The following is a 12,517-nucleotide window of genomic DNA, read 5'->3' as shown; positions in this document are numbered from 1 at the left end:
GACCGCGTATCGAGAACAAGGAGACTACTACCCCTTGCACCGAATGTCCGCCGACTCCCTCCCCAGGTGCGCCGTCGCGGTCACGATCACCATCGGCGTCGTTGGACGCCCCTTGGGGCGGGTCGGTTGTCATGATCCGCAGAAATCGTGTGATCGGCACGCGTGATCCGCGCGAGCGCCGGCCCGTTCGCGTGGGGAGCCCGCCGCCTGGTAGGCTGACCAGCGCTCCAACACCAGGAGCCCAAGCAAGTACAGCGATGCTCATGCCGCCGGTCGGACCCGGGGCCCACCCCTAGTGCCGAGCGGTCGCGTGCGCTGCACCCCCGCGGGTCGGGTATTCTTGGGTGCCGTTGGATTTCGCAGATCTCCAGGCGGAGTAGCTCAGTCAGGCAGAGCAAGCGGCTCATAATCGCTGTGTCGCCGGTTCAAGTCCGGCCTCCGCTACAACCCACGCCGAGTCGTCTCATACAGAGCGGCCGGTGCGGGCCGTCCACCCGTCCCAGACGTAGAAAGGCACTCCCACGTGGCTGCCACCGACGTTAGGCCGAAGATCACGCTGGCCTGCCAGGAGTGCAAGCACCGCAACTACATCACGCGGAAGAACCGGCGCAACGACCCGGACAGGCTTGAGCTGAAGAAGTACTGCCCCAACTGCAAGTGCCACCAGCCGCACCGCGAGACCCGCTGACCGGGGCGGCGGCGTCACGCCGCCGTTGATCGGCGCCCCTCCCTATCCGCCGCGTTCGCGGCGTCGACAGGCGATCCCGTCTACCCGCCTATGCCGAACACCGGTAGGCGGGTAGTGGCGTTTCTCGAACCAGAAGGAGCCCCGGGCACGATGGCCCTGAACCGCGATTTCGTCGGCCGGACCTACACGCCGTCCTCCACTTACGAGGTCAGCCGCGTGAAGATCAGGGAGTTCGCCTCGGCGATCGGCGACCCCAACCCCGTCTACCGCGACCGGGAGGCCGCCAAGGCGGCCGGGCATCCCGACGTCATCGCGCCGCCGACCTTCCCGATCGTCTTCACCCTGGCGGGCGCGGGCGAGGCGCTGTCCGACCCGGAGCTGGGTCTCAACTACGCCATGGTGGTCCACGGCGACCAGCGGTTCGAGTACACCCGGCCGGTCCGCGCGGGCGATGAGCTGGTGTGCACGTCCACGATCACCGAGATCCGCAGCATCGGGCGCAACGAGGTGCTGACCGTCCAGAGCGACGTGACCACGGTGGACGGCGAGCACGTTTGCACCACCTACAACACCATCGTGGAGCGCGGAGGGGCGGCGTAGCGATGACCGCGACGATCAAGTACGACGAGGTCGAGGCCGGGCAGCAGATCGAGGCCGTGGACTACCCGGTGCACCGGGTCGATCTGGTCAAGTACGCCGGGGCGTCCGGCGACTTCAACCCGATCCACTGGAACGAGCGCTTCGCCAAGACCGTCGGGCTGCCCGACGTCATCGCGCACGGCATGTACACGATGGCCCAGGGCGGCCGGTTCGTCACCGACTGGGCGGGCGACCCGGGCGCGGTGGTCGACTACTCGGTGCGCTTCTCCTCGATGGTGGTCGTCCCCGACGACGACCAGGGCGCGTCGATCACCGTCAGCGGCGTGATCGACAAGAAGCTCGACGACAACCTCGTGGTCCTGGCGCTGACCGCCCGCTCGGGCGACTCCCGCGTGCTGTCCAGGGCGCGCGCCGTGGTCCGGCTGGCCTGAGCGGAGCGGGCCGCGCGGCCGCTTAGCGCCGTGCCGTACGGGTAGGGGCCGGTACCGGAACCCACCCAGGGGCACGCGAGGCGCGAAAGGGGATGGTGGCGCGGTGAGCGAACGGAGAGAGGCGCCGGCCCACGTCAGGGGGCTGGCCGAGCAGCGCGCCAAGGCACGGGCCGACCGCGACTTCGCCTCGGCCGACGTGCTGCGCGGCCAGATCGAGCAGGCCGGCTGGCTCGTGCGGGACGGCGGCCCCGAGGGCTTCGAGCTGGCGCCCAAGCCGCCGTTCGAGGTGTGGCCCACCGTCGCCGCGATCCCGGTCCCAGCCGCGCGAGAGCGCCTGGAGCCCGTAGAAGAGCCAGATGGGCCCGAGAAGGGCGGCGAGCCCACCGAGGCGTCCGGACCCGGCACTGAGGGCGTGGTGGCCGCCCAGGTGCTCTGGGACGCCAGCCTGGCCACCTCGCGGGTCGATGAGGCCATCAGCGGCGCCGGGGGCAGCGAGCGCTACACCAAGACGCCCTCCGGGACCGTGACGGTCGGCCTGCTGGTGGACGGCTGGCCCGGCGACGTCCGCCGGTGCCTGGACGCGCTGCTCACCTACACCGACGCCAAGATCATCGCACTTGACCTGGGCGACATCGACGGCGCCGGAACCGTCCTGCACGAACTCGCCGACGCGCACGGCAGCCGGATCACCGCATTCCACGTCGCCGAGCGCCCGCACTGGCGCTCCGGCTCGGCGGGCTGGGGCGCCAGCCGCACCAAGCTGATGCGGATCGACACCGCCGAGATCCACGTGATGATGGAGACCTCCACGGTCCTGGACGGCGACGCGATCACCCCGCTTGCCGACGCGATCCACGCCGGGGCCACGGCGGCGGGCTGGCAGGGCGTCGATCCCGGCGACGACGGGCGCGAGTGGCACCCGGCCGGTCCTGGGCGCGTACGCGGCCTGCTGGGCTACCTGCTCGCCGTACGGCGGGCCGCCGCCCTCGACGCCGGCGGCCTCAGCGACCGGGCCCGCTACTACCGCAACGCCGACCTGGAGTTCTCCCTCACCCTCCCCGGCGACCTGGTGGTCCCCGAGGGCACGCTGCCGGTCCACCAGGAGCGCCACCGCGCCTACCACGAGGTGGATCCCGCCTACCGCGACCGCGAGTCCCACCGCACCTACGACCGTGTCCTGCGGCTGCTGCGTTCGAAACCCGGGGCCCGCACACCCTAGGCTGGTCAACGGCCTGATCGACGTCCGGCCGGTTGGGGAGTGACGCATGGCGGAACGGTTGTCGGAGGTGCGGCTCGGGCCGTACACCACGCTCGGGCTGGGCGGCGCGGCCCGCGCGTTCGCCGAGGCGGGCGACACCGGGGAGCTGATCGGCCTGGTCACCGCCGCCGACGCGGCGAAAGAGCCGGTGCTCGTCCTGGGGGGCGGCAGCAACCTGGTGATCTCCGACGCGGGGTTCGACGGCCTGGCCGTCCGGGTGGCGACCAAGGGCGTTCAGGTCGTGACCGACGGCGACCGGGTGCTGGTCACCGCGCAGAGCGGCGAGGACTGGGACGCCCTGGCGGCCCGCGGCGTGGCCGAGGGCTGGTCGGGGACCGAGTGCCTGGCGGGCATCCCCGGCCTGGTCGGCTCCACGCCGATCCAGAACGTCGGCGCGTACGGCCAGGAGGTGGCTCAGACGATCACCGGCGTGCGGGTGCTCGACCGCCGCACCCGCGAGGTGCGCGACCTCGCCGCCGCCGACTGCGGATTCGCCTACCGGCACAGCGTGTTCAAGGCCGACCTGGCCCGCCACGTCGTGCTGTCGGTCACCTATTCGCTGGCCCGCTCGCCGCTGTCCGGGCCGATCTCCTACAAGGAGCTGGCCGCGCGCCTCGGCGTGCCGCTGGGCGAACGGGTGCCGCTGGCCGACGCCCGGGAGGCCGTGCTCGGGCTGCGCCGCGCCAAGGGCATGGTCCTCGACCCCGCCGATCCCGACACCCGCAGCGCCGGGTCCTTCTTCACCAACCCCGTGCTCACCGCCGAGCAGGCCGCCGAACTGGAGCTGCGCGCGGTCGGCTATCCGCGCTGGCCGATGCCGGACGGCGCGGTGAAGGTGCCCGCCGCCTGGCTGATCGAGCAGGCCGGGTTCGTCAAGGGCTACGGCACGGGGCGTGTCCGCATCTCCGGTAAACACCCGCTCGCCCTGACCAATCCCGACCTCTCCGGCAACGCGGGCGAACTGCTCGCCCTGGCCAGAGAGGTGCGCGACGGCGTCGCGGAGAAGTTCGGCGTGACCCTCGTCAACGAGCCGGTGCTCGTCGGCGTGTCACTGTGACCATTCTCACGGCCGGAATACCGGCTCGTGGAGCGGTGTTAGGCTCCCAGTAACACCGAAGGGGAGTAGTCCCAATCGCGTGATCGACACACTGGCGCCCAGCGCCCGGTCACGCGGGCCCGCAGTCGCGGGCGGACGAGACCTTCGGCCTGGTAGACGTGTCGTATTCGACCGCTGCCGGGCCGAAGACCTGCCCCGGCTCCCCCGGTGCACGCTCCTCCGGCCCGGCCGCGCCGCAGGAGAGGCCACCCCCGTTGGAAGCGTTCTGGATCAGCCTGGTTGTGATCTTCGTCGCCGAGCTCGGCGACAAGAGCCAGCTCATGGCCATGACCTTCGCCACCCGGTTCAAGGCGTGGCCCGTGCTGGCCGGCATCACCATCGCCACCACGGTCGTGCACCTGATCAGCGTGGCGGTCGGCGGGCTGGCCGGTGACCTCCTGCCGGCCACCGCGATCGCCGTCGTGGCAGGCGTGGCGTTCCTCGGCTTCGCCGCCTGGACTTTGCGTGGCGACGAGCTGACCGAGGAGGAGTCGAGCAAGGCGTCGCGCACCACCAGGTCCGCGCTGATCGCCGTGACCGTCGCGTTCTTCCTCAGCGAGCTGGGCGACAAGACGATGCTGGCCACCATCACCCTGGCCACCCAGCACGGCTGGTTCGGCACCTGGATCGGCTCCACGGTCGGCATGGTCGCCGCCGACGCCCTGGCCATCGTGGTCGGCCGGATGCTCGGCAAGCACCTGCCGGAGAGGTTCATCAGGTACGGCGCCGCCGCCGCGTTCGCGATCTTCGGCGTGATCCTGATCGCCGAGGCGCTCCTGTGACCGGTCCCGCTCCTGTGACCGGTCCTACCCGGTCCCGACCGGCCCGGACACCGCCGGGGCGCCCCACACGGCGGGCGACAGCACGCACGAGCCGGAGCTCACGCGAAGCATCACGGTGCTCGCGCCCTTGAGCGGCGCCTTGATCCGCCCGGGTTTGCGGTACTCGGCCGCGACCACGGTCACCTGCTCGTTCTCGTCGGCTTCGAGGTCGTCGTCCAGATCGACGTAGACCTCGAACTTGACGGCGTCGCCCGCGTCGCGCCGCCCGCCCTCGTCGTCGAGGCCCACGGTGGCCGTGAGCGCCTGGTAGGGGCGCGGCAACTGGTAGACGACCGTCGAGTCGTTGCCGCACACGTCGGACGTCGAGAGGCTCTTCGGGTACTTCTTGCCCGCCAGCGTCCAGGTGCCCTGGACCAGGGCGTCGCCCGTGGAGTTCAGGCTCGTCAGCGCCAGAGAGTCGCCCGAGGGGGCCTCCTCGGAGGAGGCGGAGGGCTCGGCCTCCGCCCCGCCGGTGGTCGCCACGGTGGTGACCGTGGCGGTGGCCGTCTGCGTGACGGTACGCGTCACGACGGCCGACGCGGACGTCCGCGGCGCCGGATTCTGCCCGGTGAGAATCCAGGTGACGAACGCACCCGCCCCTGCGGCGAGCACGGTGGCCACACCGGTGATCAGGGCGCTGCGTAAGGCGTGCTGATCGCCTCCGGGTGATCTTTGGTTCACGCCCAGCAGGGTAGTGCCCGGCGTCCCCCGAGGCGGCCCGAATCAGGTCAGCAGTGAACGGCGATGTGCCGCCGCGGTGGCCTCGGTACGGCTGGACACGCCGAGCTTGGCCAGGATGTTCGAGACGTGCACGCTCACCGTCTTGGCCGAGATGAACAACTCGGCCGCGATGTCGCGGTTGGAGCGGCCCTGCGCGACCAGGCGCAGCACCTCGACCTCGCGCGGCGTCAGCAGGTCGGCCCCTGTCGTGTCGGCGAGGGGAGCCCCGCCGTCCAGCGACACGCCCACCCGGCGCGACAGGACCTCGATCGACTCGATCAGCGGGTGCGCGCCCAGCGACACGGCCAGCGGGTGCGCGTCGCGGAGCCGGACGGCCGCCGCCTCGCGGTCGCCGGCCACGCTCGCCTCCTTGGCGGCCATCACCAGCGCCCTGGCCTGCGGGTAGCACCGGCCGAGCCGGGCCCACGCGGCGGCGGCCTCGTCGTGGGCGCGCTCGCACATCATCCGGTAGGCGTCGCCGACCGGGCCGTCCACGTGCATCCCGGCCCTTATGCCGTCGGCCAGCGCGCGCACCACGCGGGCCCGCTCGGACTGCGACTCGTCGAACGCCTCGTGGGTGTAGGAGTCGCACACCGTGCAGATGTCGGCGAGCAGCCGCCAGCCCATCAGCGCCTTGCTGGACAGCCGGTCGTCGCGCAGGATGCGCTCGGCGCTGTCGAGGGCCTTGCCCGGCTCGCCGCGCAGCCGGTGGTAGGCCATCAGCAGCCGCGTGTTGCCGGTGGTCTCCTGGGCGGCGTCGTCGATGGGGCCGGTGAAGGCGTCGAGCTCGGCCAGCACCGACTCCAGCACGTCCGCCTCGCCCCGGGCGGCGGCGATGTCGCCCCTGGCGCGCAGCAGGTGGTGGCGGGTCTGCAGGACCGGGTCTCTGGTGAGGGCCGACTCGATCACCTCGATCGCCTCGTCCCACCGGCCGAGCGAGTCGAGGGCCTCGGCCCGGTTGAGGGTCATGAACAGGCCCTGCACGCGGTACCGGCCGTACTTCCTGGCCAGCCGCTCGGCCTCGACGGCCAGCGCGACGGCCTCCTCCGAGCGGCCCAGGTTGTTCATCGCGTCGATGTTGTTGCCCATCGCGCGCAGGATCAGCCGGCCGTGGCCGAGGCGTCTGCCGATCGCCATCGCCCGGTTGTTGGTGGCGATGGTCTCTTCCAGCCGCCCGTCGATGGAGTGGCCGATGGCCATGTTCATCAGCAGGTCGGCGACCAGCGACTCGTCGCCGACGCTTCGCGCGATGCGCAGCGCCTCACTGGTCAGCGCGGTGCCCTCGGCGATCGCGCCGCTGAACAACAGGTAGCTGCCCAGCTTGGTGAGCACCGCGGCGCGGGCGGCCCCCGGGTCGGGCACCAGCCGCTCGGCGCGGCGGAGGTTCTCCAGCGCGCCCGGCTTGCGGCGCTCCTTCTGGATCTGCGCCAGGAGCACGATCAGCTCGGAGACCCGCTCGGGCTCGGCCTGCTCGTCCAGCTCGGACAGCGCGGCCTTGACGAACTTCATCCCGCGTTCGTGCTCGCCGCTGGACAGGGCGGCGCCGGAGGCCAGTTCCAGCACGTGGGTGTGGTCGGCGCCGATCCGCTCGGCGGCGTCGGGCACCTTGTCCCACAGCGTGAGCACGCGTTCGAGGAGCTGCATCTGCTCGGTGTAGGCGAACGCGTGCGCCGCCTTGCGGGCGGCCAGCCAGGCCGAGTTGAGTGCGCGGGAGTCGTCACGCGCCGAATACCAGTGGTGGGCGATCTCGATCGCGGCGCGTCCCGGCGGGACCAGCGTGCGGTGGCGTTCGATCTCCTCGGCGAACCTGGCGTGCATCCGGGTGTGCTCGCCGGGCAGCAGCTCGTCGTGGACGGCCTCGCGGATCAGCGCGTGCCGGAACACGTAGGCGCGGCCGTCGGCCACCTGGATCACGTTGGCCGCGACCGCGGGCCGGATGGCGTCCTCCAGCTCGGCGTCGGCGAGCCCGCTCACGGCCGCCAGCAGGGCGTGGCCGATCCGGGTGCCCCCGGCGGCGGCCATCCGCAGCACCCGCTGGGTCTCGTCGGGGAGGTTCTCCACGGAGCCGGTGATCAGGTCGTGCAGCGACTCGGGAAGGGAGGAGTCGCCTCCCGCCTCGACCAGTGCCTCCACGAACAGCGGGATGCCCTCGCTGCGCTGGAAGACGCTGAGCACGGTGTGGTACTCGGCGGGGCCGCCCAGGATGCCCGCCATCTGCGCGGCGACCTCGTCGTGGGTCAGCCGGGGGATCTCCATCCGCAGCACGCCCTCGACGCGGCCCAGCTCGGCCAGCACGGGCCGCAGCGGATGCTGGCGGTGCAGCTCGTCGGAGCGGAAGGTGAGGATCATCAGGACGGGCGCGGTGCCGAGGTTGCGGCTGAGGAACGCGATCAGGTCGCGGCTGGAGCGGTCGGCCCAGTGCACGTCCTCGATGGTCAGCACAATCGGACGCCGCTCGGCCAGGCGTTCCAGCAGCGCCAGGATCTGCTCGAACAGCCGGGCCCGCGCGGTCTCGGTCTCGGTGTCGCCGCTGGGTTCCCCGAACTCCGGCAACAGGCGGGCGAGATCGCGGCCCGCGCCGTCGGGCAGCAGCGCGGATACCGGCGCCGCCCCCATCTCCCGCACGAGCTGCCGCAGCGCGGCGGTGAACGGGGCGTAGGCCAGACCTTCCGCGGACAGTTCGACGCAGCCGCCGGAGAGCACGTGGGCGCCCTCGTCGATCGCGTGCTCTGTGAACCTGCCCACCAGGCGGGTCTTGCCCACCCCCGCTTCGCCCCCGAGTAAGACGACGGACGCCGCCCCCTTGCGCGCCTCGTCGAACGCCTCGGTCAGGACCCCCAGCTCGGCTTCCCGCCCCACGAAGACAGGACTGACCGTCCGACCCACCATGTCGTCCAGCATGTCATGCCCCACCTTGGGGAATCGCCTGATTTTTCGGTCGGCTGAACGCCGGCGCCCGGGCGCACATCGCGCCAGGCCACCGGCCTTCACGGGGGTTTCGAGGCCCGGCCGAGAGGGAGGTTTCGGCCGGGCGCTCTGTGGGGGGTCATGAGGTGCGGAGCTTGGCGAAGAGGGAGCGGTTCCGCGAGCCGCGGGTCCCCTCTGAAGACTTGCGCCGCTTGTCGGCCTCCTTGGCCCTGCGGTGCGCCGCCGCCGCCTCGTGCAGCTCGCTGACGCGGTTGAGGATCAGTTCGTAGTGCAGTTCCGGTCCCATGGGGGTTCTCCCTGGTCGATGTCCTTTTGCTGACATCTCAAGGTTCGCTCTAAGACCCCCTCCGACACATCGGGCGGATGCCTTATCTCCGGGCCTTACCTGGTCGTACTACCGCCCTAGGACTACCTAGAAGGGGTCTTAGGGGTTACACGAGCGAATGTTGACGAAATGCCGTGACGACCCTCGGCCGGGTCCGGTTTGGATTGGATCGCGCTGGTCGGCGATGCTGGACCTGTGTCAACACTGACTACCGCTTACGCGGATGTGGTGTCCTCCAACGCCACGTTGCGGGCGTTCCTGCACGGCCTGCCCGGCGTGGACCGGGTCGGCGCCGATGAACGGGCGGCGATGCTGGCCACCCGGTCGATCAAGACCACCGCCAAGGCCCAGGCGATCGACATGGCCGTCTCGATGGTGGACCTGACCACGCTTGAGGGTGCCGACACCCCGGGCAAGGTCCGCGCGATGTGCGCCAAGGCGGCGCGGCCTGATCCGGCCGACGCCTCCGTCCCGCACGTGGCCGCGGTGTGCGTCTACCCGGACCTGATCGAGGTCGCCGTGACCGCGCTGGCCGGCACTCCGGTCAAGGTGGCCGCGGTGGCCACCGCGTTCCCGTCGGGGCGCTCCAGCCTGGAGGTCAAGGTGGCCGACACGGCGCTGGCGGTCGCGGCCGGGGCCGACGAGATCGACATGGTGATCGACCGCGGCGCGTTCCTGGCCGGTGACTACCGCAAGGTCTACGACGAGATCATCGCCATCAAGGCCGCGTGCGGCGCGGCCCACCTGAAGGTGATCCTGGAGACGGGGGAGCTGGCCACCTACGACAACGTCCGGCGCGCGAGCCGGCTGGCGATGCTGGCCGGGGCCGACTTCATCAAGACCTCCACGGGCAAGGTCAGCCCGGCCGCGACGACGCCGGTCACGCTGGTCATGCTGGAGGCGGTGCGCGACCACCACGCCGCCACCGGGCGGCGCGTCGGGGTCAAGGCCGCCGGCGGCATCCGCACGACCAAGGACGCCATCCGCTACCTGGTGCTGGTCAACGAGACCGCAGGAGAGGAGTGGCTGACCCCGGACCTCTTCCGGCTCGGGGCGTCCTCGCTGCTCAACGACCTGCTGATGCAGCGCGGCAAGCTGACCACCGGCCGCTACGCCGGCCCCGACTACTACACCCTGGACTGATCATGGTCTTCGAGTACGCGCCCGCGCCCGAGTCGCGGGATGTGGTTTCGATCGACTCCTCCTACGGGTTGTTCATCGGGGGAGAGTTCACCGACGGCGGCGGCACGCCGTTCAAGACGGTCAACCCGGCGAGCGAGGAGACCCTGTCCGAGGTGGCCCACGCCGACGAGGCCGACGTCGACCGGGCGGTGCGCGCCGCGCGCAAGGCGTTCGAGTCCTGGAGCGCGCTGCCCGGCGCCGAGCGGGCCAAGTACCTGTTCAGGATCGCCAGGATCATCCAGGAGCGGGCGCGGGAGCTGGCCGTCCTGGAGAGCCTGGACAACGGCAAGCCGATCCGCGAGTCGCGCGACGTGGACCTCCCGTTGGTGGCCGCGCACTTCTTCTACTACGCCGGGTGGGCCGACAAGCTCGCCCACGCCGGGTTCGGCCCCGCCCCCCGCCCGCTCGGGGTGGCCGGGCAGGTCATCCCGTGGAACTTCCCGCTGCTGATGCTGGCCTGGAAGGTGGCCCCGGCGCTGGCCTGCGGCAACACCGTGGTGCTCAAGCCCGCCGAGACCACGCCGCTGACCGCGCTGGCGTTCGCGGGCATCTGCGACCAGGCCGGGCTGCCGCCCGGGGTGGTGAACATCGTCACCGGCGCCGGTGAGACCGGCGCGGCCGTGGTCGCCCACTCCGGCGTGGACAAGATCGCCTTCACCGGCTCCACCGGGGTCGGACGGCAGATCGCCCGCCAGGCCGCGGGCTCGGGCCGCAAGGTCACCCTGGAGCTGGGCGGCAAGGCGGCCAACATCGTCTTCGACGACGCCCCGCTGGACCAGGCCGTCGAGGGCATCGTGAACGGGATCTTCTTCAACCAGGGCCACGTGTGCTGCGCCGGATCGCGGCTGCTGGTCCAGGAGTCCATCGAGGAGGACCTGCTCGCGGCGCTGCGGCGGCGGCTCGGACGCCTGCGGGTGGGCGACCCGCTGGACAAGAACACCGACGTGGGCGCGATCAACTCGGCGGCCCAGCTCGCCAGGATCCGCGAACTCGTGGCGGCGGGCGAGGCGGAGGGCGCCGAGCGCTGGTCACCGTCCTGCGAACTGCCGGACCGGGGGTTCTGGTTCGCGCCGACCGTCTTCACCGGCGTGGCGCAGTCGCACCGGATCGCCCGGGAGGAGATCTTCGGCCCGGTGCTCTCCGTGCTCACCTTCCGCACCCCCGCCGAGGCGGTGGAGAAGGCCAACAACACGCCGTACGGGCTGTCCGCGGGCATCTGGTCGGAGAAGGGCTCACGCATCCTGTGGGTGGCCGATCGGCTGCGCGCGGGGGTGGTCTGGGCGAACACCTTCAACCGATTCGACCCGGCTTCGCCGTTCGGGGGGTTGAAGGAGTCGGGGTACGGGCGCGAAGGTGGACGTCATGGCCTTGAGGCGTACCTCGATGTGTGACCACCGCCGCCCGAAACGTGCGGCCAGAAGAGCCCAGATGAGCGGGGGGCACGCGTTCGCCGCGGCCGGCCGTACGGCACGCCGGGGCGGCTGGTTCGCCCACCGCGGCGGAGTCAGCCGGTGCGGGCAGATCATGGAGTCCGAGCGTCCCTCGCACCAGAGCACCTGGAGGGGCGGCGGCCATGAGTGAGTCCGGCGCGCGGCTCGGCGTCCGCAAGACCTACAAGCTGTTCATCGGCGGGAAGTTCCCGCGCTCGGAGAGCGGAAGGTCCTATCCGGTGACCTCCTCCAAGGGCGACTTCCTGGCCAACGCGGCCAGGGCGTCCCGCAAGGACGCCAGAGACGCCGTGGTCGCGGCCCGCAAGGCGTTCCCCGGGTGGAGCGGGGCCACGGCGTACAACCGCGGCCAGGTCGTCTACCGGATCGCCGAGATGCTGGAGGGACGGCGGGCCCAGTTCGCGGCGGAGATCTCCGCCGTGGAGGGGGTGTCCGCCCGTAAGGCGGGCGAGGCGGTGGACGCGTCGGTCGACCGGCTCGTCTGGTACGCGGGCTGGTCCGACAAGATCACCGCGATCCAGGGGGCGGTCAACCCGGTCGCCGGGCCGTACCTGAACGTGTCCACGCCCGTGCCGACCGGCGTGGTCGCGGTGGTCGCGCCGCCGTCCGACCCGCTGCTCGGGCTGGTCTCGGTGGTCGCCCCGGTGATCGTCACCGGGAACACGTGCGTGGTGGTGGCGAGCGAGCGGGCGCCGCTGCCCGCCGTCACGCTGACCGAGGCGCTGGCCACCTCCGACCTGCCGGGCGGGGTGATCAACCTGCTCACGGGCCGCCCGGCCGAGCTGGCTCCCTGGCTGGCGAGCCACATGGACGTCAACGCGATCGACCTGACCGGCTGCCCGGACGACCTGGCGGTGGAGTGCGAGCGCGCGGCGGCCGAGAACCTCAAGCGCGTCCGCGGCCCCGCCCGGGACGACTGGACGGCCGACCCGGGCACCGGCCGGATGACCGCGTTCCTGGAGACCCGTACCGTCTGGCATCCCGCCGGCACCTGATTCCCGACCGGCTGAGTCCCGCTTG

General features: G+C 71.6%; 13 protein-coding genes and 1 tRNA gene. 11 read left to right on the top strand and 3 right to left on the bottom strand.

The window, feature by feature from the left end:
• Positions 1 to 370 precede the first annotated feature (370 nt).
• The 7 genes from P3X83_RS04730 (at position 371) to P3X83_RS04700 (ending at position 4,855) form a co-directional block, all read left to right on the top strand.
• A tRNA-Met gene (locus P3X83_RS04730) sits at positions 371 to 444 on the top strand.
• 79 nt (positions 445 to 523) lie between these two features.
• The gene (gene rpmG / locus P3X83_RS04725) at positions 524 to 688 is read left to right on the top strand and encodes a 50S ribosomal protein L33 (protein WP_203943720.1); all 165 of its coding nucleotides are present in this window, start codon (positions 524 to 526) and stop codon (positions 686 to 688) included.
• A 150-nt stretch (positions 689 to 838) separates the two neighbouring features.
• On the top strand, positions 839 to 1,288 hold the full coding sequence (locus tag P3X83_RS04720; RefSeq protein WP_277303607.1) for a MaoC family dehydratase N-terminal domain-containing protein: 450 nt from the start codon (positions 839 to 841) through the stop codon (positions 1,286 to 1,288).
• A 2-nt stretch (positions 1,289 to 1,290) separates the two neighbouring features.
• Complete coding sequence (locus P3X83_RS04715; RefSeq protein WP_277303606.1) at positions 1,291 to 1,719, top strand: MaoC family dehydratase; 429 nt, start codon at positions 1,291 to 1,293, stop codon at positions 1,717 to 1,719.
• A gap of 103 nt (positions 1,720 to 1,822) precedes the next feature.
• Positions 1,823 to 2,938, top strand: coding sequence for a hypothetical protein (locus P3X83_RS04710; RefSeq protein WP_277303605.1), 1,116 nt, complete (start codon positions 1,823 to 1,825; stop codon positions 2,936 to 2,938).
• 46 nt (positions 2,939 to 2,984) lie between these two features.
• Positions 2,985 to 4,034 (top strand): UDP-N-acetylmuramate dehydrogenase, encoded by a 1,050-nt coding sequence (locus tag P3X83_RS04705; protein WP_277303604.1) that lies wholly within the window; start codon positions 2,985 to 2,987, stop codon positions 4,032 to 4,034.
• A gap of 254 nt (positions 4,035 to 4,288) precedes the next feature.
• Positions 4,289 to 4,855 (top strand): TMEM165/GDT1 family protein, encoded by a 567-nt coding sequence (locus tag P3X83_RS04700; protein ID WP_277303603.1) that lies wholly within the window; start codon positions 4,289 to 4,291, stop codon positions 4,853 to 4,855.
• A gap of 24 nt (positions 4,856 to 4,879) precedes the next feature.
• On the opposite strand, the gene P3X83_RS04695 is transcribed toward P3X83_RS04700, so the two are convergent.
• From P3X83_RS04695 to P3X83_RS04685, 3 genes are all read right to left on the bottom strand, one after another.
• Positions 4,880 to 5,575, bottom strand: a complete 696-nt coding sequence (locus P3X83_RS04695) for an NPCBM/NEW2 domain-containing protein (protein WP_277303602.1) — start codon at positions 5,573 to 5,575, stop codon at positions 4,880 to 4,882.
• A 42-nt stretch (positions 5,576 to 5,617) separates the two neighbouring features.
• On the bottom strand, positions 5,618 to 8,515 hold the full coding sequence (locus P3X83_RS04690) for a helix-turn-helix transcriptional regulator (RefSeq protein WP_277303601.1): 2,898 nt from the start codon (positions 8,513 to 8,515) through the stop codon (positions 5,618 to 5,620).
• A gap of 145 nt (positions 8,516 to 8,660) precedes the next feature.
• Positions 8,661 to 8,828 (bottom strand): hypothetical protein, encoded by a 168-nt coding sequence (locus P3X83_RS04685; protein ID WP_277303600.1) that lies wholly within the window; start codon positions 8,826 to 8,828, stop codon positions 8,661 to 8,663.
• 243 nt (positions 8,829 to 9,071) lie between these two features.
• On the opposite strand from P3X83_RS04685, the gene deoC reads away from it, so the two are divergent.
• The 4 genes from deoC to P3X83_RS04665 are packed head-to-tail and all read left to right on the top strand — an operon-like array spanning position 9,072 to position 12,492.
• A complete protein-coding gene (gene deoC / locus P3X83_RS04680) occupies positions 9,072 to 10,010 on the top strand; it encodes a deoxyribose-phosphate aldolase (protein ID WP_277303656.1) in 939 nt (312 codons plus the stop codon).
• Between the two features lie 2 nt (positions 10,011 to 10,012).
• Positions 10,013 to 11,440, top strand: coding sequence for an aldehyde dehydrogenase family protein (locus tag P3X83_RS04675; protein ID WP_277303599.1), 1,428 nt, complete (start codon positions 10,013 to 10,015; stop codon positions 11,438 to 11,440).
• Positions 11,441 to 11,477: 37 nt separating this feature from the next.
• Positions 11,478 to 11,630, top strand: coding sequence for a hypothetical protein (locus P3X83_RS04670; protein ID WP_277303598.1), 153 nt, complete (start codon positions 11,478 to 11,480; stop codon positions 11,628 to 11,630).
• Complete coding sequence (locus tag P3X83_RS04665; protein ID WP_277303597.1) at positions 11,623 to 12,492, top strand: aldehyde dehydrogenase family protein; 870 nt, start codon at positions 11,623 to 11,625, stop codon at positions 12,490 to 12,492. The genes P3X83_RS04670 and P3X83_RS04665 overlap by 8 nt, the downstream gene beginning before the upstream one ends.
• The last annotated feature ends 25 nt before the right edge of the window (positions 12,493 to 12,517 follow it).

Origin of the sequence: Spongiactinospora sp. TRM90649 (genome assembly GCF_029382225.1) — a bacterium.
GTDB lineage: Bacteria > Actinomycetota > Actinomycetes > Streptosporangiales > Streptosporangiaceae > Spongiactinospora.
The sequence above is the reverse complement of the archived record's forward strand: the minus strand, read 5'-3'. Positions and strand labels throughout refer to the sequence as shown.